The sequence below is a fragment of the Nonomuraea sp. NPDC050227 genome (assembly GCF_044459705.1).
Lineage (GTDB): Bacteria > Actinomycetota > Actinomycetes > Streptosporangiales > Streptosporangiaceae > Nonomuraea.
In genome coordinates this window covers 726,919-746,962 of record NZ_JBITJF010000002.1, presented here as the reverse complement: position 1 = coordinate 746,962, position 20,044 = coordinate 726,919, and the positions used below count along the sequence as shown (strand labels likewise).

The window sequence follows — 20,044 nt, the reverse complement described above, 5'->3', positions numbered from 1 at the left end:
GGTCGACGACCGTCACCGACTTCCGTGCCGGGTTTGCCGGTGGGCGCTTCCGAAGAGCGTCGGCGGCCCTTCTCCGGTCGCGTCGCCACGGCCGCTGAAGTCGCCGGGTGGTCGGATGGCACCTCGTCATGCCGCGAGGGCGGCCACCACCTTGTCCGCGAGCCGCTGCAGGCGGGCCGGGTCGGCGGGGGCCTGGCGGACGGTGGTGCTCCAGTAGAGGGGGCCCGCCAGCAGGTCCAGGCCGAGTTCGAAGTCGGTGTCGGGCGCGAGTTCTCCGCGTTCCACGGCCCGCCGCAGGACGCTGACCGCCTTCTCGCGTCGAGCTCCACCGACCCTGTCGCGCAGAGAGTCGGCGATGTTGGGATGGTGGACGCCCGCAGCGAACAGGTCGGGCAGAATTCGCGACACCAGTGGATGCCGGAGCGCCGCGTCGACCGCGGTCAGGAAGGCCAGGACGTCGCCGCGCAGGGTTCCGGTGTCGGGGGTGTCGGTTGCGGCGATGGAGACTTGGGCGATCAGGTCGATGGTCACGGCTTCCTTGGACGGCCAGCGCCGGTAGATGGCGGCCTTGCCCGAGCCGGCCCGCCGGGCCACGGCCTCCAGCGACAACCTTCCGTATCCGACCTCGGCGAGCTCTTCCAAGAAGGCGGTGCGGATCGCGTCGGTGACGGCGCCCTGAAGCACGGGCCCGCCGGGCGGGCGAGCTGCTGGCGATCGACTCATGCCACCGAGCATACCCGAGACGGAACGGTTGCGTCTCGGGTCGGGCCGGGGCTAAGGTGCGACATGTCGAGACGGTCCCGTTCCGTCTCGTTCCATGAGGGGAGTCCGCCATGAAGTTCCTCTTCGAGTCCCTTAGTGCGGCGTCCCTCGCCCCCCGCGGCGGGGCCGACCTGGGCGAGGTGATCGGAACCGCACAGGCCATCCCGGACGGCGACGAGGACGCCTGGTGCCGGCAAGTGCACCAGCGAGCGCAGATGCGCGGCCGGAGCATGGGCTCACTCCCGAGAGGTTGGCCTTCTTCACCGGTGCGATCTTCGCGATTGCGACGACGCCGCGGGCGGTGGAACTGGAGCGCCCGGACGAGGAGCAACGGGGAGTCCGGGCCCGTGCTGTGGGACTTCCTGGTCGACCAGCGGGGCTCCTGTCGGCGTTCGCGCTGGCGTTCCTCCTGCCACGGTGGGTGTGGCGCCGCCACCACCAGCTGAAGGACATCGTCCGCCGGCCGGCGAAGGGGTTCGCGTTCCGGCACGCGCCGGTCCTGCTCCTGGTCGCCTTCCAGCCGTTCCCGACCGCGATGATCGGCGCATCGATCACCAACCCGATGGCGCAGACCTGTTCGCCGCTACGGCGGACCCCTCGCCGTCCGCCTCCGCACTCGCCCGCCCGATTCGAAGCCGGGGCAACCCGTGAACCCCAGCGGTGAACCCGGGCCGGACCTGATCAATCCCCAAGCACGATGAGTACCGAAAAGAGCAACCAGATGACCGACACCATCGGCCGGATCGACCAGGCCGTCCACATGACCGCGACCATCGTCGAGGGCATCACCGACGAGCAGCTCACCGCCCCCACACCCTGCCCGGGATGGGACGTGCGTACCGAGCTCAACCACCTGGTCGGCGGCATGCGCATCTTCGCCGCCGAGCTCACCGGCACCGACCCCGGCGGCGAGCACGAGGATGACTGGCTGGGCACCGACCCGCAGGGCGCTTTTCTCGGAGCCGCCCGGCTCGACCTCGCGGCCTGGCACCGCGAGGGTGCCCTGAAGACGACCGTGCGGCTGGGGTTCGGGGAAGTGCCCGGGCCGATGGCCGCACTCATCCATCTGACCGAGGTCCTGGTGCACGGCGTCGACCTGGCGATCGCCACCGACCAGGAAACGCTGGTGGACGAGCAGGCCTGCGACGACTTGCTCGCCACCATGCGCGGCATGGACTTCGACGCCTTCCGCCGCCCCGCAATGTTCGGCCTCGAACTTCATCAGCCCGCAGGCGCACCCGCCCACCGGCGGCTGCTGGCCTTCCTTGGCCGCGACCTCGCCCCGCATCGGGCCAAGTGACGTGCAGGCGACCGTGACCAGATCTCCGGCCAGGTGAGGCGTGGGCGGCTCGGCCGGCGCAGCATGGGCTCTGCCGTCCGGGGCCCAGGTGAGCCGGGATATCAGTAGCTCGGCCACGTTGAGCGGTGGATGATTTCACCGACGACTTTTGGCCCTGTACGCGCGATCTACACGGGTGCGGGGTAGGGACGAGATTTGGCTCGACCTTCGACTGCGGCCGGCCTCCAAGGCCGGCCGCTCGGGTCGGAGCGACCGGAGGTGAGGTGGCTCTGCGTAACCGAGGGCGCTTCGAGCTCGACCTGACCCGCCACGTGGAGCTGGAGGTCGTCGCCGGTCCGCCACGGTGACCGGCACGGCGAGGGCGGACCGCTGGTCGGTGAAGGTCCGCCCGGATCACGAGCGGCGGTTTCTTCAGTTTCTGCGGCTGCTCATGGGGCGATCATCGAGAAGACGGCCAGGTCATGAGCCTCGCACCCGTCCCGTTCCGCGACCCGCACGGTGCCCTCCCGCTGGTATCCGGCCTTCTCGGCAACCCGTAGGGAAGCGGCGTTGTCGATCCGGGAGCGCAGCTGAACACGCCGTATCCCACCGTTGACGAGCGCCCACCGTCCAACTGCGCGCGCGGCCTCGGTCGCGTAGCCGCGGCCGCGCTGACCAGTGTGAATTCCGTAACCGATCTCGGTACGGCCGGCCTCCCAGTCTGTGTCGCGCAACCCGATACTGCCGACAATCTCGCCGGTGGCCTGCTCCACGATCGCCAGGTGCACGCCCTCGCTGTCCAGCCGTCGCCGGTGCACGGTGTCGGTCAGCCACTCGTGCACGTCGGCGACCATCTGTGGAGAGCCGGGGGGCAGGGCCGTTCGATCCCCGGAGGCCACGAATGCCGCCACAGGCACCGCATCCTGCGGCCCGAACTCACGAATCACCAACCCATTGGAGATGATCTTCACTGGAGGAAACACGATGTGCAGTTTAAGTCCCTCACCTGGTGCGCGATGTGCCGGATGGCCGGCCCCCGGACGGCTCGCGAGCGGCGGCAGATGCTCCGTCTTCCCGCCAATCCCTGTGCGTCGGAGCGGAATCCGGCATTGACGACGTTCGGCGCCGTGCCGCTCCTTGACGGCGGGTAATTCGACGGCAGGCTCCACCGGCACGACAGGGACGAACAGCCACCGGCGGCGGCCGCAGGCGGGCGGCCGCGCCGGGCGCACGCGCGGCCACAGCGGGCGCGTCCCGGCACAGCAACGCACGGTCACCGCGTGCGGGCTCATGGCGGTGTTCGCGCTGCCCCGTCGGCCAGCCCTGCGCACCGCGTGGCGCGACGTGGCGCCGAGCCCGACGAGGGCGGCGCGAATCGTACGAGCTGGTCATCGTCCTGTGAGTGTGCGCGCGGGAACGTGGAGCTGGTGGTCACGTCCGGCACGGTGGCGGACACGAACGAACTGTCGGTGCGACACGGCATTGTGGCGAGCGGCGGAGACGCGAAGAGGGCGACACGCCGGAGACGTTGCATGTCCGTCCGGTGGGCCGGAGGCGGCGCGGCCGGGTCTGCGCTCAGTGGCGGACGTCCGGCCGTTCACGCGGGCAGGGCGCTGACCTGCGGTGGCGAGGTCCTACCGCTCCCGGACGTCGCTGCGGTGGCGACTTCATCCCGACCTCGCATGCGCATGGTCAATTTCGGGATTTGAATTTCCAGAAATTAGAAAATGTTAGGGTGTCGCCGTGACTGCGGAGGTCGGCGTGGTGACGCCTTGCGAGCATTGTGGAGCTCCCATCGAGCAGCGGCCGGGGCGCGGGCGGCCGAAGTCGTACTGTCCGGAGAAGGGGTGCCAGGCGGCGGCCAAGCGGGAGCGCGAGCTGCGGCGGGCCACCCCCGGGCTGGAAGGCGCGCTGGCCAGGGCCGAGCAGTTGTACGACCGGATGGAGACCGGGCTTCTCGCGGCCATCGAGCCGCTGGCCAAGGCCCTGTCCGACGAGCTGAGCCCGGCCGGGGTCGAGGCCAAGCTGAGCGCCGTCCAGGCAGAGGCGCACACCCGCGTGGCGATCGCCCGCACCGAACGGGAGCAGGCCTTCGAGCAGGTACGCCTGGCTCGTGAGGCCACCGAGCACGCGCGCCGGCAGACCGCCGAGATGCGAGCCCGGCTGGAGGAGGCCGAGATCGAGCGTGAGACGGCGCTGCAGGACGCCGAACGCGCCCGCGAGCAGGCCCTGGCCGCGTTGCGCGAGGCGGCCAGCACCGAACGGCAGGCGTTGCAGACCGCCGAGAAGGCGGTCCGGCGGGCCGAGCAGGCCGAACGGCGGGTGAAGGAGGCGTCGCGCCAGGCGGAGCTGACCGAGCAGACCCGGGATCAGGTCGTCCAGGAGCTGGCCGAGCAGGCGGAGGCGGCCGAGGAGCGGGCCGAGGAGGCGCGGGCGCAGGCCGTACAGGCCGGGCTGGAGGCGGACCGGGCGCGGGAGGAGAGAGATCGCGCCCGGGAGGAGGCGGCGGCGGCCGGGCGGGCGCGCGAGCTGGCCGAGCGGGTGGTGATCGCGGCCACGGCCAGGGAGGAGGCGGCCGCGCAGGAGCGGGAGCGAGCCGTTGAGCGGGCCGAACGTGCCGAACGTGCGGCCGCAGAGGCCGAGCGGGACCGGGCGGTCGCGCAGCGGGAGGCCGCCCAGGCCGCGACCGAGGTGGGCGACCTGGTCCGGAAGCTGGCGGCCGCCGAGGAGGACGCCGCCGCGGCGCTGGCCAAGGAGCGCAGACAACACGCCCGGGAGAAGGTACGGGCCGCGGCGGCGGTCAAGGAACGCGACCAGCTGCTGGGGGAGTTGCGGCTGGAGCGCATGCGCCTGGCGGACGTACGGGCCGAACTGGACGCCGCACGCGCCGAGGCCGCCCTCCTGCGGGAACGAGCGGTCGCCGCCGAACTCACCCAACGAGCCCTCGGCCCTGAACCACAGGCGGCACAGGCCGACTGACCGCGGGCGACCCCGGGCAACGAACTTGCGGGCAGCGCGGACCGGGCATCAACCAGAAACACCCGGCAGGCCGCAGACAACCAGAACCACACGCCGCATCGCGCATCACCTGCACCGCAAACTGCCCGAACCGCACGCTGGACCGCCCCTCGGCCCGCCGACTGCGCGAATCAATTTCGGGCCGCCCATGACGCGCACTGCCCTGCCCGCACGCCGGGCCGCGCCCTACCCGCACCGCGGGCTGCTGAGAACGCACCTCGGAGGCCCTCCACTCGGGTTGCTGCGACGCGATGCAGCTTGCGGGCGGCGAAGGCGATCAGTTCGCCGCGGTAGGCGCGCCGGGTGTGCGCGGAACGGCTGGCGTTGGCCGGGCCGGTGAGGAAGTCGTCGAGATGCCGGGCAGGCGGGTGGGCGCGGCGTTCAGGCTGGAGCTGTGGATCTTTTCAGTGCCTTGCCAATCCGGCCCGGGGTGCAAGGTGAGCGATTACGGCACGCATAGTGCCGTATGGGAGGATTTTCCCATGGCATCCGTTAAGCAGATTCAAGTCGCCTTCGATTGCGCTTCACCTGAGCGTGTCGGCCGCTTCTGGTGCGAGGTGTTGGGGTATGTCCCGCCGGCACCGCCTGAGGGGTTCGCCAGTTGGGACGACTTCAATCGCACACTGCCGCCCGAGCAGCAGGACTCCTGGTTCGCGTGCAGCGACCCCTCGGGTGTCGGTCCGCGGCTGTACTTCCAGCGCGTTCCCGAAGGCAAGGTCACCAAGAACCGGCTGCACCTTGACGTGCGGGTCGGCACCGGACTCGTCGGTGCAGAGCGACTGGCAACCCTTGAGGCCGAATGCGCACGATTGATCCCTCTCGGCGCGAAACGCGTGCGGCTCCTGCCCGCCGATGAAGAAAACGAGTCGTGCCTCGTGATGCAGGACGTCGAGGGCAACGAGTTCTGCCTGAGCTGACGAACGTCTGTCCCGTTGCACGTGGCACAGACCTGACTCGCCGATCGGCTCCCATGGGGAAGCTGTCCGTCAGCTCTCCTTCCCTCGGAAGGTCCGGACGAAGCGATGGCATGGCGGCCCAGGAAACGCCACAGTTGCTCGGTGCCCGACGGCTGAAGGTCCGTGGTGATGGCGGGTAGCGCGAAGACCAGCACCATGCCGTCGATCGCGATCAGGAGTATCGGCAGGACGAGCACGGCCAGCCCGATCCAGGTGCGAGGAGTCGCCGGCGTCCTGAGCGGTCTGCCCACCGCCCGCCCTACGAGGGGCGGGGCGGCTCGATCTGCCCCGGCCTCTTCGCCGACCACCTGTGCACCGCCGGGGAGAACCCGTCCGCCGGCCCTTGCCGCGCGATCAGCTGCCCCAGCGCCCCGAAATGCGGGACTTCGCGCCAGGCAATCCGTCGCCCGCTGGAGCACACCCCCCCCTGGCCGTCTGCGTGGCAGGCGCCGAGGTCGTCACCACGCCGGTGCACGCCTGCCTCACCGCCCATGCCGCCGGCCTGCCCATGGGAGGAGAGGCGATCTGGTCGGCCTGGGCGCTGACCGGACCGATCTTGTGGCTGCTCTGCCGGCTGCCGGCTCCCTCCTGGAGCGCTCGCCTGGCCCTGGCTCCTGTACGGCGCCGCTACCGTGGCGATGGTCTACAGCGCCAGCCCCGCCAACGGGCGCATGCACCGCCCTCCCAGTCTTGTCGCCGGACGGCGCTCACCCGCCAGTGCCTCCAGCGCTCGTGAGTCCAGTCAGGTGAGAGGAGATCCACAGGCATGAGCAGGCACGCCGGGGCGCTCAACCACGGCAAACGGCACTCGCCGCCGAAATCGTCGTCAAGATCGCCTTTATAGCGCCAAACTTTCGGTCCGATCCCGGAGGCCTATTCCTCCGGCTCCCAGGCGCGGAGCAGGTCGAGCAGCGTTGCGTCTCCGTCAACGTGCAAGGAGCCGGCCTGGATACGGTCGTACAGGTAGAGGACCAACTCGCTGGCCGTGCCGTGGACGGAGGCGCCGGCTGCGTCCCGGTCCTCGCCGGTCGCGGCAGTGGGCCCGGGGATGCGGGTGGAGCGTGCGCCGTCGCCGTCGACCGTGAGGCGCCAGGAGCGGCCCTCGGCGGCGTGGAAGTCGAAGGTTGTGGGCTTGTGCGGCCAGGCGCTGGGCGTCGCGACGCAGGTGAACAGGAACTCCTCGACACCGTCGAGGGCGATCTCGGCCGGCACCGGCTGCGGGGCGCCCGCGGCGAGCTGGGCGTCGTACGTGTGCACGGCGCTCTCCTGAACCCGGTGCCGGGCGACTCCGCCGGAGGTCCGTGGCGTCTGCAGGGCACTCCACCACGCCCAGCAGCCGGCGTCCGGGCCCGCCTCCCGCAGCACGCCCAGCAGAAGTCGCGTGGACTCCTCCAGCCAGGCCAGCAGGGCCTCGCGCTCCCGCGGCACCTCCAGCGCGGCGCGCGCGGCGGCTGCCTCGGCCGGGGGAGCGTCGGCAGGCCCCGCGCCGACGATGGCGGCCCAGAAACGGTCTCCCCCGCCCAGGTGCTTCACCAGATCGAACAGCTTCCACTCGGGGCAGGTCGGCACCGGTGCGTCGAGACTGGGCGCGGCGGCGACCGTGGCGCGGAAGGCGGTCGACCGTTCATCGATCAGTCGCAGCAGGTCAGGGAACTCCAGGTTCTTTTCCACGCCGGATGTCTATCACCGTCGATCCCGGGACCGGTAGCGGGGCGGTTCGGTCAATGCGTACGAGGTCGCGGCAGAAGTGGTCAAGCGGCTGGGGCTGTGCACTGAGCATGCGATCACCGATCGCGAAGACTGCTTGAAGGCCCGCCAGGCATGTTCGGCAAGTGATGGGAAGGCCCGGAGGCGCCGGGGCATGCTGGAGGCATGAAGGATGATCAGGTGGCCGCCGCTGTCCGTGTTCTGATCAATCAGTACGACCCCGAAGGTCTGTTGGGCATGGGGGCTCCCGAGGACGAGTACGACCCTGAAGTGCGTGATCTGACCGCTCTGGTGCGCGGTGAGTAAGAGGTCACCGCCGAGGCTGTGGGCGCGGTCTGGAACCGATGGTTCAACGGGGTCTCCGAGTGGAGCACCCGGAAACCTGAGCAGGTCAATGAGGTTGCGGCCGCGCTGGAGAGGCTTCGTGGCCGGCAACAGCGCTCGAATCTGCCCTGATTACCGGGCTCGCGATCGCCGGCTCGGCGAACGGGTCGTCATTCAGGTGGTAGCCCGGGCGTCGCCGGTGTCTCCCAGGCCGTCAGCTGCCTGGCGCTGAGGTCCAGCCTGATGACGACCTCGGTGAGGGCTCTGGCAAGAGTGCGATCGAGCGGAGTCATGCCGGGGGCTCCTGGGCGCTGAATTCGGGCCGTGCGCGCGCGGGGGCTTCGGCAGCCCTCACTGCGGCCGAACGGCGACCGATTCGGCGGAGAGCGTGACCTCGACGGTGATGTGCGGATTGTCCGGCTGCGGGAGCTGCAGACCACGCTTGAACTCCTCGGCATCGTCCGGCATCACCTTCGGCTGGATTGTGACCTTGACCTGGCCGGTCTCCTCATCTGGGTGCGCCGTCATCGTGGCCACCTCAGGACGGGACCGGAGCCAGGAGACGACCGTGTCCTGGGCCTGCCGGAGCTCCGAGGCCGAGAATCCCTTGCCGCCGATCAGGGTGACCTCCACGGGAAGGGTCCTGGCCAGCTCGATCGCGCGAGCCGGGATGGAACCCTTGAAGCCGACGCGCAGCCCCCGCTGGCCGTCGACGTAGCTGACGCCGGAGATCTCGTCAGGGAACTCCGCATGGAGTTTGTCGATCACCTGGCTGTTGGACGACTGTGAGCCGAAGCGGTCGATGGCCTCCTCGTAGGAGATGCCCTCCGATCTGGCGACGGCCCCGAGGTCGACCAGCTCGGCGTAGGGGATGCCGTCGATGACCACGTCCGGGTCGGTCACCGCAGGGTCGTAACCCTCGAAGTCCGTCGGCCTGGGCGAGGAGGTGGCAGCCACCCGGGTCGCGTACCGCTTGACGACCTCCTCCAGGGGGCGGCCCGACGACGCCGCCTCCCGCTTGAGCCGCTCCAGGGTGGGCCGATGCGCTTTGGGCTGATCGGCCCGCGGCAACACGATCGTCTCGGTCCCGGCCACAGAAGGCACCGGGCCGGCACCGGACTGGCCGCAGGCGCACAACGACACGAGCAGCGCGATGACGGTCAACCGCGATCTCTTCATACCAAAAGGACGCCCCGCCGGCCTGGAGGGTTCATCCAGACATCCCATCCAGTACGGCGAAGCCCGTTCATCGAAGTGCGCCTCCAACGCGGACCTTGCGTGCCCACCATGGAGGCCGCGGCTAGCGGCCCTGCGGGAGACCAGGTGGGGGGCGATCCGAAATCACTGCGCCCTTCCTGAGGGTGAAGTCAGCGGGAGCTCCGGTGGGCGGCGGGGCCTCATGGCTGCTGGTTTGCGGCGAGTGCTCGTCCTCGGCCCGGACACCCGTGGCGGACGCTGCGATGGCCGCCGTGTCGTACCGGTTCGGCTACCCCGGCCACCGAACGAGCGGCATCGTCCTGGGCCGAGGACGTCTGTCGATGGCGCCGGGTCGGGACGGACCCGGGCGACGAGGACGCCTGCCCCGAAATCGGGTGAGGGCCTGGTGGGGGGCGGCGGTGAACCGCGGCCCCGCCAAGGGCGCGGCCACGGTGGCGCGATGCGGGTCGAGCCCTAGTTGGTTCTGGCCGTCCTGGCGGCCTGCTCGATCTTCGCGCAGTAGGCTGCACGGGCTTCCTCGTCGATCTGCTCCTCGTACTCGGCGCGCGACCCGGTCCGGCCGTCGAGGCTTTCGCGCAGGATGTCGGCGTGCCCGGCATGCCGGGTGGACTCGCCGAGGACGTGGACCATGATGGCGAACAGGTTCATGTGCCAGGCCGGCGTTGACTCCGGCCACCACGGCACGTGGCCGGGGGCGTCGAGGGGCAGCTCGATGATCGTCGCGTCCGAGTGTTCCCACGTGCGCCGGTAGAACCCGATGATCTGATCGCGAGTCTCGTCCTCGGTCGCCCACAGATCGCTGCCGTTGGAGTCCTGCCATCGGGGCAGCGGTTCCGGGGAAGGGCGGTCGAAGACCTCGCCGAAGTACCTGGCCTCGACGGTGGCCAGGTGTTTGACCAGGCCGAGGAGGTTGGTCCCGGTCACTGTCAGAGGTCGGCGGGCGTCGTATTCGGACAGGCCGTCGAGTTTCCAGAGCAGCGCCTTGCGGTCCCGTCGCAGTCTCTCGTGCAGGTTGTCTTTCGCGAAGTCGTCAATCATGGGTCACGATCCTGTCAGGCTGCGCCGGTGGTAGCTGTACTGGCGTAGGAGGCGGCCAAGGACGACTGGCGTATCTTCCGGGTCGACCGGATCGAGCAGCCGCTCGGGCCGCCGGGGACGCGCTTCACGCCGCGCCTGCCGTCCGAGGAGGACGTGGCCGCCCACGGCTCGCACGCGCCATCAGATCGAACTCGCTGCGGGAGCTGGCGGTGCACGTGGCGGTGAAGGGGTTCGACTTGCTGGAACCGCCCGGAGCTGACTGGGCGCCCTCCGCGGTGTGCCTGGCCGGCCTCCATCCAATATGTTAACCGTGGTTGCCGTTTCTTTCAGAGAGGTGCGTACGTGGCCGAGTCCGACGAGCTGGAATCGCTCATCTCGCAGGGGCGCAAACATGGGGTGCGCAAGCGGGTCATCCTGCTGCAGGCGGCCCGGCTCTTCGTGGAGCGCGGTTACGCCGACACCGGGATCGACGACATCGGGGCCGCGGTGGGCATCTCCGGGCCCGCGGTCTACCGGCACTTCCCCGGCAAGCAGGCCATCCTCCTCGCCCTGATCGAGTTGTCGCTGGAACGCCTTCAGGAGGGGACGCAAGCCGCGCTGGCCGGCCGGGACCGGGACCCGCGGGAGGCGCTGATCGCCCTGGTGGACTGGTTCTCCCGGTCGTCCGTCGAGAACCGGAGTCTGACTTTGATCATGCAGGCCGAGCTGCTGTGGCTGCCGGAGCAGGATCGGCGGCGACTCAACCGCCAGATGCGGCAGATACGTGAGGAATGGGTCGGGCTGCTGATCGAGGTGCGGCCGGAGCTGTCGGACCTCGCGGCGCGGATCGCCGTCACCTCCGTCATGGGGATGGTGACGGCGGTGCTCGCCGCCCGGCTGAGCGATGACATCGGGGCGCTGAGCGCGCACCTGCGGGCCCAGGTGCTCGCCGTCCTGCATGTGCCGGCTGGATTGTGACGGCTCTGGATCAAGCAAAAGTTAACGTGTATATACTTTTTGATCGTGGGAGGGCGCTGTGGGAGCGGACTCGGCGCACGGTCCGTGAGCGCCCGTCCTCGTACGGGACGTCGTAGCGCCAGTCGTCGCCACTGGTGCGAGCCAGAACGAGGGGCAGAATGATGGAACGCATGGTCGAGGCCAACGGGATCCGCCTGTGGTGCGAGACGTCCGGTGACCCGGCCGACCCCGCGCTGCTGCTCGTGATGGGGCTCGGCGCCCGAGGCGCCACCTGGCCCGACGAGCTCTGCCGCCTTCTCCAGAAGGAAGGCCGGTACGTCATCCGTTACGACAACCGCGACACCGGGCTGTCCGGCCGCGTGGATTACGACGCCAGCCCGTACACCATGATCGACCTCGCCCAGGACGCGATCGGCCTGCTCGACGGCTTGGGCATCGCCACGGCGGACGTGGTCGGCGCGTCGATGGGCGGCATGATCGCCCAGGAGATCGCGCTCGAACACGCTGACCGGCTGCGCAGCCTGACGGTCATCATGTCGAGCGCCGAGCCCCTCGACCCCGCGACCAACACCTTCCGGGGCACGGTACGCGATCCACGACTGGCCGCCTGGGACGCCGAACAGATCGCCAGCCCGCCCGGCACCCGGGAGGAGCACGTCGAATCCCATCTCAAGCTGGCCCGCATTCTCGCCGGACGATTGACGGCGTTCGACGAGGCGGCCACGCGCGCGATCATCGAGCGGGAGATCGAGAACGCCACCGAGGCGGGCCACGCCTCGAAGAACCACATCCTCGCGGCCTTCGCCTCCCGCGACCGTTCCGGGCTGGTCGGCTCGATCACCGCTCCGACTCTGGTGATTCACGGCTCGGACGATCCCATGGCGCCCTTCGCTCACGGCCAGGCCCTGGCGGCGGCGATTCCCGGCAGCGAGTTCCTGCCCATCGAGGGAATGGGGCACGGGTTCCCGCCGCCGGTGATTCCTCGGATCTCCGCCGCGATCCTCCGGCACACCGGGCGATAACCGGCAACCTGCCGTGCACGAGCGGGGCTCGTGGTCACCAGAAGCGCACCTCGGGCCAGTCCGGTGACGGCCTGTCCAGGACGGGGGCGGGCTTGTGCTTGAGGTGCAGGTCCAAGAAGGCGGTGACGTACCTGCGGGTGATCGCGATGGCGCGTTCGCCGTCGATCGAGGTCTTGGGCAGGCCGAGTTGCGGCTGGAGCACCGCGTAGTCGATGAAGCTCATGTGCTCGGCCCCCGTCACGGTCAGCCACCGCTTCCAGTCGCCGGTCACGTGCGGCCAGAACGTGTCCCACGAGCCGTCGGGGCCGCCGGATCTCGGCTGGTGCCGGGGATTGCCGATCATCATGAAGGGCTTGTCCAGCGGCTGGGCGGGGGTCTTCGGATTGTAGGTGCCGTCGAGGTTGACCACCGCCTTGATCCGCCGGGAGGCGGGCAGCAGGTGCGCGGCGCTCTGGCCGCCGACCGAGTGTCCGACCATCGCGATGCGCCGCTCGTCGATCAGCGCGTTCCAGCGCCTGCTCCGGTCCAGCTCGTCGAGGACGAACTCGGTGTCGGCGGCCCTGACCCGGGCCACCTTCTCGCCCGTCTCGGGGGTCTGACCGGCCTTGCCGGCCTCGAAGGTGACGGTGCGGCCGCCGGGGAAGGTGGTGGCGACCGACTCGTAGGTGTGCTCGATGGCCGCCACCAGGTAGCCGCGGGTGGCGAACTCCTCGGCCAGCGAGGTCATCGTCGCGCGGGGCAGCGTCATGCCGGGTGACAGGACCACCAGGGGCCATCCGCCCTTCCGCCTGACCGCGGGGGCGTCGGCGCGGGCGTGCGTCCTGGTCCTGGCGAGCGTGTCGGACGGGAGGTCCTTGAGCTGCGGCACGCCCTTGAGGACCAGTTCCGACTCCTCCGGCGTGAGGTACGGCGCCGGCCTGCCCGTCCCTCTGTGGGCTGGGTACCAGAGGGAGACCATCAGCTCGCGGGCGTCGCGGCCGGTCACCCAGGGGTCGGGGCGGCCGCGGTCCACCAGGTGCAGGTCCACCTTGCCGATCGGGTAGGGACCGGTCGGCGCGGGCAGCGCGGGCACGGGCGCGGTGGTCACGGCTTCAGCAGTCGCGGCTTGGGCGAGGTACGGAGTGGCGGCGGCGAGCGCGAGGGCACCCGCGACAAGGATCTTGTGCATGCGCTCCACCGTGCCGCGCACCCCCGCCGGACCGTCCCCGGCGAAAGTCACAGGCCACGTGCGACTTTCGTAGGGGATGGGTGGCCTGCCGGGACTTGTAGCCTCTGGCCATGATTGACCGGACATCGACGATCGCCGAACGGGTCACGCCGTGGGCGCTCGGCACGACGGTTCTCCTGCTGTCCATGGCCTCGGTGACCGGTTCGGCAGGGGTGCGGTCCGCGCTGCCCCTGCCGGTGCTCGTGGCGGTGGCGGCGTGCTGCGGGCTGGCCGCCGCGCTCGGGCGGCGGTGGTTGTGGCCGCTCGTCGCGGTGGGCGCGGTGGCCCACCTCTGGCTGGTGATGTGGCCCGCCGCGGTGGTGGCCTCCTACTACGCGGGCACGCGGCTCCGCCGCCGTCGCGACCTGTGGCTCTACGTCGCCGGCGCGGTCGCGCTGTTCGCGCTCGCGGGGCTGGTGTCGTCCTGGAACGAGGGGTATCGCGCGCTGGTCGCGGGCACTGCCGTCAACGTGCTGCTGATGGGCGGCGCGATGCTCGGGCTGCCGCTGGTCGCCGGCCTGTGGGTGCGCGCCCGGCGGCAGGTGCTCGACGCGATGCGCGAGCAGTCCGAGCAGTTGCTGCGCGAGCAGGTGCTCCGCGCCGACCAGGCGCGCGACCAGGAGCGGGCGCGCATCGCGCGGGAGATGCACGACGTGGTCGCCCACCGGGTGTCCCTGATGGTGCTGCACGCCGGGGCGCTGGAGGTCAACGCCCCCGACGCCCGTACGGCCGAGGCCGCCGCGCTGATCGGCGGCGTGGGCAGGGAGGCGCTGACGAACCTGCGGGAGGTGCTGGGCGTGCTGCGCTCAGCAGATCCGGGACGCGGCCCGCAACCCACGCTGGCCGACCTCGACCGCCTGCTCGACCAGTCCCGGGCCCTGGGCATCGTGGTCAACCGCCACGACGAGGGACGCCCCCGCCCGCTGCCGCCCACCGCGGAGCGCACCGCCTACCGGGTGGTCCAGGAGGCGCTGACCAACGTGCACAAACACGCGGGCGACGCCGAGACCGACGTCTACGTCCGATACCGGCCGGCCGAGCTGGAGGTGCTGGTCCGGAACCGGTCCTGCGCGGCGGCGGACGGCGACCTGCCCGGCTCGGGCTGGGGCCTGGTGGGGCTGCGCGAACGCGTCGAGCTGGCCGGCGGCAGGCTGGAGGCCGGTCCCCGGGACGAGGGCGGCTTCCAGGTGCTGGCCGGGATCCCCGCCGCATGATCCGCGTCCTGGTCGTGGATGACGAGGCGCTGGTCAGGTCGGGGTTGCGGATGATCCTGGAGGCGGCGGGCGAGATCGTGGTCGTCGGCGAGGCGGCCGACGGCGACGGAGCCGTGGCCGCGGTGGCCCGGCTCAGGCCCGAGGTGGTCCTGATGGACGTGCGCATGCCCGGCGCCGACGGCCTGACCGCCGCCGCCCGCGTCCTGGCCGCCCCCGACGCGCCCAAGTTGATCATGCTCACCACGTTCGACCTGGACGAGTACGTCCACGAGGCGCTCCGGCTCGGCGCGGTGGGCTTCCTGCTCAAGGACACCCCGCCGCGCGACCTGGCCGCCGCCGTCCGGACGGTCGCGGCGGGCCAGGCCATGTTGTCCCCCACCGTCATCAAGCGGCTGATCGGCTCGTTCGTGGACCGGGCGCCCTCCCGTGCCGAGTCGGCGCGCAGACGGCTCGCGGCGCTGACGGCCAGGGAGGAGGACGTGATCAGGGCCGTGGCCCGCGGCCTGTCGAACGCCGAGATCGGCCGGGAGCTCAGGCTGACGGAGGCCACGGTGAAGGCGCACGTCAGCCGGGTGCTGAGCAAGCTGGCCCTGGCCAACCGGGTGCAGGCCGCCATCCTCGTGCACGACGCCGACCTGGGCTGACCGTCCTGCACGACGCCGACCCGAGCTGACCGTCGGCGGCGCGCTCCGGCCCCGGCGGCCCGCGGCGAGCCGAGGAGTCAGCGCAGGGGGCGGAAGAAGGTCCTGACGTCCTCGACGAACAGGTCGGGGGCCTCCATGGCGGCGAAGTGGCCGCCGCGGTCGAACTCCGACCAGTGCACGACGTTGTGCTCGCGCTCGGCGATCCGGCGCACCCCGGCGTCCCCGGGGAAGACGGCGACGCCGTGCGGCAGCCCGGAGTACTCGGCCACCGCGCCCCAGCCCTTCTGCCCCTCCTTGTAGAGGCGGGCCGAGGAGGCGGCGGTCCCGGTGAACCAGTAGACGCTCACGTCGGTGAGCAACTGGTCAAGGTCCACCGCGTCCTCGGGCAGCTCGCGGGCGGGGTCGGTCCACTCCTTGAACTTCTCCGCGATCCACGCCAGTTGCCCGGCGGGGGAGTCGTGCAGCCCGAACGCGAGGGTCTGCGGCCGGGTCGCCTGGATGATCGCGTAACCGGCCCGATCCTGGTCCTGGTACTGAGCGAGGCGGGCGAGCTCGGCGGGGGTGAGCTCGCGCAGCTCGGCCGGGTCGCCGCTGGGAAACCCGAGCGCGCCGTTGACGTGCACGCCGACGACGTTCCCTGGCGCGGCGCGGCCGAGCATCGGCGAGATCACCGAGCCGCTGTCACCGCCCTGCGCGCCGTACCGGGGGTAGCCGAGGCGGTCCATCAGCTCGGCCCACGCCCGCGCGACCCGCTCCAGGTCCCAGCCGGGCTCGGTGGTGGGGCCCGAGAAGCCGAAGCCGGGGATCGAGGGGGCGACGACGTGGAAGGCGTCGGCCGGGTCGCCGCCGTGGGCCGCGGGGTCGGTGAGCGGGCCGATGACGTTCATGAACTCGGCGACCGAGCCCGGCCAGCCGTGCGTGACGATCAGCGGCAGCGCGCCGGGCTCGGGGGAGCGGACATGCAGGAAGTGCACGTTCTGCCCGTCGATGGGGGTGGTGAACTGCTCGAAGGCGTTCAGCCGCCGCTCGGCGTCCCGCCAGTCGAACGAGGTGCGCCAGTACTCGGCCAGCCTCTTCGCGTAGCCCACCGGGACGCCGTAGGACCAGCCGACGCCGGGCAGCTCGTCCGGCCAGCGGGTCGCCGCCAGCCGGGCGCGCAGGTCGTCCAGCTGGGCCTGCGGGATGTCGATGCGGAACGGGTGGATGCGCGGGTCGTCGTTCATGTCCATGACCATAGGCAGGGGTTAGGACAGCTCCGGTCCTAGGATGGACGGCATGCTGGAGACGTCGGCGCGTTTGTTGCGCCTGTTGTCGCTGTTGCAGACCCCCAGGGACTGGTCGGGCGCAGAGCTGGCCGAACGGCTCGGCGTCTCGCCCCGCACGGTCCGCCGCGACGTCGACCGGCTGCGTGAGCTCGGCTACGTCGTCGACGCCACCCCGGGCACGGCCGGATACCGGCTCGGCGCCGGGGCCGGGCTCCCGCCGCTGCTGCTCGACGACGAGGAGGCGGTCGCGGTCGCCATCGGGCTCGGCACGGCGGCGGTCTCCGGCGTGACCGGCATCCAGGAGACCTCGGTCCGGGCCCTGGCCAAGCTCGAACAGGTGCTGCCGGCCCGGCTCCGGCACCGCGTCGGCGACCTGCGTTCGGTCACGGTCCCGCTGGCGGGGGCGGCGGAGGCGGTGGACCCGGCCGCGCTCACGGCGATCGCCGCGGCGGTCCGCCGCCGGGAGAGCCTGCGGTTCGACTACCGCTCCCACGACGGCGTCGGGGATCGCCGTGCCGCGGAGCCGTACCGGCTGGTCAACTCGGGTCGCCGCTGGTACCTGGTGGCCTGGGACACCGGCCGGGCGGACTGGCGCACGTTCCGCGTCGACCGGCTGCGGCTGCACACCCCGAACGGCCCGCGTTTCACGCCTCGCGAGCCGCCCGCCGCCGACCTCGTGCGTTACGTCTCCGAGCGGATCTCCGTCGATCCCTACCGCTACCAGGGGCGGTTCACGGTGCGGGCGCCGGTGGACGTCGTCGCCGCCCGGATGCCGCCGACCATGGCGGTGGTCGAGCCGGTCGGCGACGGCTCCTGCGTCCTGTCCGCCGGGTCGCACTCGCTGGACGAGCTGGCGATGTGGGTCGCGCAGCTCGGCGTGCCGTTCGAGGTGCACGAGCCGCCCGAGCTCGTCCGGCACGTCCGCGCCCTCGCCGCCCGTCTTCTCGAAGCCGTCCCCGATGCCGATCCGGCGTGACCGCGGCTACGGCTGCCCGTCGGGCTGAGCGAGCCAGGCCAGGCACCGGCGGGTCAGTTCCGGGTCGCGGCTGTCGTCGGCGCCGCACTCGAAGGCGATGGCCGGGCCGTGGGCGTGGGCGCCGATGTTGGTGAGCGGGTTCAGGCGGTCGAACCACCACTGGGCATGGCCGCCCGCGTGCCCCTGCGGCAGAAGGCGACCCGGGTCGTCCAGCGCGCAGGTGCGGGAGCCACAACGCCACGGTGGCTCGATCCATGCCACGGGGACGTCGTCCACCCACCCGTGACGCACGCCCGCGCTCTCCTCAGTGCTCATCACGATCTCCTCCGGCTCGAAAGTGCCAGATTCCCCGTTCGCCGCGACGTAGTCGGGGCCGGGGTGGCGCGGCCGGCGGTCGCCATGCCACACTCACTGTTATAGAACTCTTGTCAGAGTTATAGAACGAGGTGAGCAGGATGCGAGAAGCGACGCCACTGCGCGAGCCCGTCCCGGCGGCCGGGCTGATGGGCGAGCCGGGAGCCCGCGGCCGGTTCGGCGAGTACGGCGGCAGGTACGCGCCGGAGTCCCTGGTGGAGGCGTGCCGTGAGGTGGACGAGGCGTTCCGGCAGGCGTGGGCGGACCCCGGCTTCCGCGGCGAGCTGGCCGAACTGCTCGCGCTGCACGCCGGACGGCCGACCCCGCTGACCCCGGCCCGCCGGCTGTCGGGGGAGCTGGGCGTGCGGCTCCTCCTCAAACGCGAGGACCTCACCCACACCGGCTCCCACAAGATCAACAACGTGCTGGGCCAGGCGCTGCTCGCCAGGCGGATGGGCCGGCGCCGGCTGATCGCCGAGACGGGAGCGGGCCAGCACGGCGTGGCCACCGCGACCGCCGCCGCGCTGCTCGGGCTGGAGGCCACCGTCTTCATGGGCGAGCGCGACATCGAGCGGCAGGGCCTGAACGTCTTCCGCATGCGCATGCTGGGCGCCGAGGTGGTCCCGGTCACCACGGGCAGCCGCACGCTCAAGGACGCCACCAGCGAGGCGATGCGGCACTGGGTCGGCGTCACCGGCGACACCCACTACTGCGTCGGCTCGGTCATCGGGCCGGACCCCTACCCGTGGATGGTCAGGGACTTCCAGCGGGTCATCGGCGAGGAGGCGCGCGCCCAGTTCGCGGCCGGCCAGCCGACCGGCGTCCCGGACCACGTCGTCGCCTGCGTCGGCGGCGGCTCCAACGCGGCCGGCACGTTCGCCGGCTTCGCCGGCACCACGGCGCGCTTCGTCGGCGTCGAGGCGGAGGGCGGCGCCGGGGCGGCCCGCGGCAGGCTCGGCGTCCTGCACGGCTGCCGCTCGCTGTTCCTCCAGGACGACGACGGCCAGATCGTCGAGGCCCACTCCGTCGCCGCCGGGCTGGACTACCCGGGCGTCGGCCCCGAGCACGCCCACCTGCGCGAACTGGGCCGGGCCCGGTACGTCACGGTGACCGACGAGGAGGCCGTCGCCGCGGCGCTGCGGCTGGCGCGCACCGAGGGCATCGTCCCGGCGCTCGAATCGGCGCACGCCCTGGCCTGGGTGATCCGCGCGGCCGGCGGCGAGCTGCCCGCCGGATCGACCGTCCTGATGACGCTGTCGGGCCGGGGCGACAAGGACGTCTCCGCCCTGAAGGAGCTGCTGTGACCGACATCCTGACCCCCGGCGCGGTCGAGCGCCACCTGCGTGCCCGCCGGGACACCGGCCGCGCCCTGCTCATGCCGTACGTCACCGGCGGCATCACGCCCGGGTGGACGGCTTACCTGCGGGCGTTCGCCGCGGCCGGCGCGGACGCCGTCGAGGTCGGCCTGCCCTTCTCCGACCCCACGCTGGACGGCGTCACCGTCCAGCAGGCGAGCCAGGCGGCGCTGGCCCGGGGGGCGAGCACCCGCCGGATCCTCGCCGACCTGGCCGACGTGCGGGACGTGGGCGTGCCGCTGATCGCCAGCACCTACTACAACCTCGTGCTGCACGACGGGCCCGAGGCGTTCTGCGCGGCGCTCCGGCGGGCCGGCGTCGACGGCCTGATCGTGCCCGACCTGCCGGTGCACGAGGCGGACGAGCTGGCGGACGTGGCCGCCGCCGCCGGGATCGACCTGGTCCTGCTGGCCTCACCGGCGACGCCGGAGCCGAGGCTGGCCGAGATCGCGCGCCGCAGCCGCGGATTCGTCTACGCGGTGTCGCTGATGGGCACCACCGGCGAGCGGGCCACCCTGGCTGCCTCGGCGGCGGAGCTCACCGCCCGGCTCAGACGCGGCACCGACCGGCCGATCTTGCTAGGATTTGGCATTTCCACGCCTGACCAGGCGCGGGAGGCCGGCCGGCACGCCGACGGAGTGGTGGTCGGGGCCGCGGTCATGCGGCGGGTGCTCGACGGCGCCGGGCCGGACGACCTGCGGGCCTTCGTCGCGACCCTGCGGAAGGCCCTCGACCAGGAGTGACGCAC

At 71.6% G+C, this 20,044-nt stretch carries 20 protein-coding genes; 12 read left to right on the top strand and 8 right to left on the bottom strand.

Annotated features, from left to right (window positions below; all coding sequences use genetic code 11):
* Positions 1-126: 126 nt before the first annotated feature.
* Positions 127-723, bottom strand: coding sequence for a TetR/AcrR family transcriptional regulator (locus tag ACIBK9_RS10745; protein WP_397156984.1), 597 nt, complete (start codon positions 721-723; stop codon positions 127-129).
* Between the two features lie 289 nt (positions 724-1,012).
* Between ACIBK9_RS10745 and ACIBK9_RS10740 the strand changes: the two genes are divergently transcribed.
* Complete coding sequence (locus tag ACIBK9_RS10740; RefSeq protein WP_397156982.1) at positions 1,013-1,426, top strand: TMEM175 family protein; 414 nt, start codon at positions 1,013-1,015, stop codon at positions 1,424-1,426.
* Between the two features lie 57 nt (positions 1,427-1,483).
* Positions 1,484-2,062, top strand: a complete 579-nt coding sequence (locus ACIBK9_RS10735; RefSeq protein WP_397156981.1) for a TIGR03086 family metal-binding protein — start codon at positions 1,484-1,486, stop codon at positions 2,060-2,062.
* Between the two features lie 428 nt (positions 2,063-2,490).
* On the opposite strand, the gene ACIBK9_RS10730 is transcribed toward ACIBK9_RS10735, so the two are convergent.
* Positions 2,491-3,012, bottom strand: coding sequence for a GNAT family N-acetyltransferase (locus ACIBK9_RS10730; RefSeq protein ID WP_397156979.1), 522 nt, complete (start codon positions 3,010-3,012; stop codon positions 2,491-2,493).
* Positions 3,013-3,784: 772 nt separating this feature from the next.
* Between ACIBK9_RS10730 and ACIBK9_RS10725 the strand changes: the two genes are divergently transcribed.
* Entirely contained in the window at positions 3,785-5,020 is a 1,236-nt protein-coding gene (locus ACIBK9_RS10725; RefSeq protein ID WP_397156977.1) for a hypothetical protein, read from the top strand.
* Between the two features lie 521 nt (positions 5,021-5,541).
* Positions 5,542-5,976: a VOC family protein gene (locus ACIBK9_RS10720; RefSeq protein WP_397157573.1), complete on the top strand. Its 435-nt coding sequence runs from the start codon at positions 5,542-5,544 to the stop codon at positions 5,974-5,976.
* Positions 5,977-6,888: 912 nt separating this feature from the next.
* Here the strand turns inward: ACIBK9_RS10720 and ACIBK9_RS10715 are convergent.
* The gene (locus ACIBK9_RS10715; protein WP_397156975.1) at positions 6,889-7,686 is read right to left on the bottom strand and encodes a maleylpyruvate isomerase family mycothiol-dependent enzyme; all 798 of its coding nucleotides are present in this window, start codon (positions 7,684-7,686) and stop codon (positions 6,889-6,891) included.
* Between the two features lie 201 nt (positions 7,687-7,887).
* Between ACIBK9_RS10715 and ACIBK9_RS10710 the strand changes: the two genes are divergently transcribed.
* Positions 7,888-8,028 carry a hypothetical protein gene (locus ACIBK9_RS10710; RefSeq protein ID WP_397156974.1) on the top strand — a complete coding sequence of 47 codons (141 nt, stop codon included), beginning with the start codon at positions 7,888-7,890 and terminating at the stop codon, positions 8,026-8,028.
* 369 nt (positions 8,029-8,397) lie between these two features.
* On the opposite strand, the gene ACIBK9_RS10705 is transcribed toward ACIBK9_RS10710, so the two are convergent.
* Positions 8,398-9,210 carry a hypothetical protein gene (locus tag ACIBK9_RS10705; RefSeq protein ID WP_397156972.1) on the bottom strand — a complete coding sequence of 271 codons (813 nt, stop codon included), beginning with the start codon at positions 9,208-9,210 and terminating at the stop codon, positions 8,398-8,400.
* Between the two features lie 507 nt (positions 9,211-9,717).
* Positions 9,718-10,302 (bottom strand): DinB family protein, encoded by a 585-nt coding sequence (locus ACIBK9_RS10700; RefSeq protein ID WP_397156970.1) that lies wholly within the window; start codon positions 10,300-10,302, stop codon positions 9,718-9,720.
* Between the two features lie 342 nt (positions 10,303-10,644).
* Between ACIBK9_RS10700 and ACIBK9_RS10695 the strand changes: the two genes are divergently transcribed.
* Entirely contained in the window at positions 10,645-11,259 is a 615-nt protein-coding gene (locus ACIBK9_RS10695; protein ID WP_397156969.1) for a TetR/AcrR family transcriptional regulator, read from the top strand.
* A 158-nt stretch (positions 11,260-11,417) separates the two neighbouring features.
* The gene (locus ACIBK9_RS10690; protein ID WP_397156967.1) at positions 11,418-12,281 is read left to right on the top strand and encodes an alpha/beta fold hydrolase; all 864 of its coding nucleotides are present in this window, start codon (positions 11,418-11,420) and stop codon (positions 12,279-12,281) included.
* Positions 12,282-12,315: 34 nt separating this feature from the next.
* On the opposite strand, the gene ACIBK9_RS10685 is transcribed toward ACIBK9_RS10690, so the two are convergent.
* Entirely contained in the window at positions 12,316-13,449 is a 1,134-nt protein-coding gene (locus ACIBK9_RS10685) for an alpha/beta hydrolase family protein (protein WP_397156966.1), read from the bottom strand.
* A gap of 110 nt (positions 13,450-13,559) precedes the next feature.
* On the opposite strand from ACIBK9_RS10685, the gene ACIBK9_RS10680 reads away from it, so the two are divergent.
* Together ACIBK9_RS10680 and ACIBK9_RS10675 are read left to right on the top strand one after the other, a co-directional pair.
* On the top strand, positions 13,560-14,702 hold the full coding sequence (locus tag ACIBK9_RS10680; RefSeq protein WP_397156964.1) for a sensor histidine kinase: 1,143 nt from the start codon (positions 13,560-13,562) through the stop codon (positions 14,700-14,702).
* A complete protein-coding gene (locus ACIBK9_RS10675) occupies positions 14,699-15,346 on the top strand; it encodes a response regulator (protein ID WP_397156962.1) in 648 nt (215 codons plus the stop codon). Before ACIBK9_RS10680 ends, ACIBK9_RS10675 begins: the two co-directional genes overlap by 4 nt.
* A gap of 77 nt (positions 15,347-15,423) precedes the next feature.
* Here ACIBK9_RS10675 and ACIBK9_RS10670 read toward each other — a convergent pair whose 3' ends face one another.
* A complete protein-coding gene (locus tag ACIBK9_RS10670; RefSeq protein WP_397156960.1) occupies positions 15,424-16,569 on the bottom strand; it encodes an epoxide hydrolase family protein in 1,146 nt (381 codons plus the stop codon).
* Between the two features lie 52 nt (positions 16,570-16,621).
* Here ACIBK9_RS10670 and ACIBK9_RS10665 point away from each other — a divergent pair, with 52 nt between their 5' ends.
* Positions 16,622-17,587 carry a helix-turn-helix transcriptional regulator gene (locus ACIBK9_RS10665; RefSeq protein WP_397156958.1) on the top strand — a complete coding sequence of 322 codons (966 nt, stop codon included), beginning with the start codon at positions 16,622-16,624 and terminating at the stop codon, positions 17,585-17,587.
* Between the two features lie 6 nt (positions 17,588-17,593).
* Here ACIBK9_RS10665 and ACIBK9_RS10660 read toward each other — a convergent pair whose 3' ends face one another.
* Positions 17,594-17,902 carry a hypothetical protein gene (locus ACIBK9_RS10660; protein WP_397156957.1) on the bottom strand — a complete coding sequence of 103 codons (309 nt, stop codon included), beginning with the start codon at positions 17,900-17,902 and terminating at the stop codon, positions 17,594-17,596.
* 140 nt (positions 17,903-18,042) lie between these two features.
* Between ACIBK9_RS10660 and trpB the strand changes: the two genes are divergently transcribed.
* Both trpB and trpA read left to right on the top strand, forming a co-directional pair.
* Positions 18,043-19,245, top strand: a complete 1,203-nt coding sequence (gene trpB / locus ACIBK9_RS10655; RefSeq protein ID WP_397156955.1) for a tryptophan synthase subunit beta — start codon at positions 18,043-18,045, stop codon at positions 19,243-19,245.
* Positions 19,242-20,039, top strand: a complete 798-nt coding sequence (trpA, locus tag ACIBK9_RS10650) for a tryptophan synthase subunit alpha (RefSeq protein WP_397156953.1) — start codon at positions 19,242-19,244, stop codon at positions 20,037-20,039. Before trpB ends, trpA begins: the two co-directional genes overlap by 4 nt.
* Positions 20,040-20,044 lie beyond the last annotated feature (5 nt).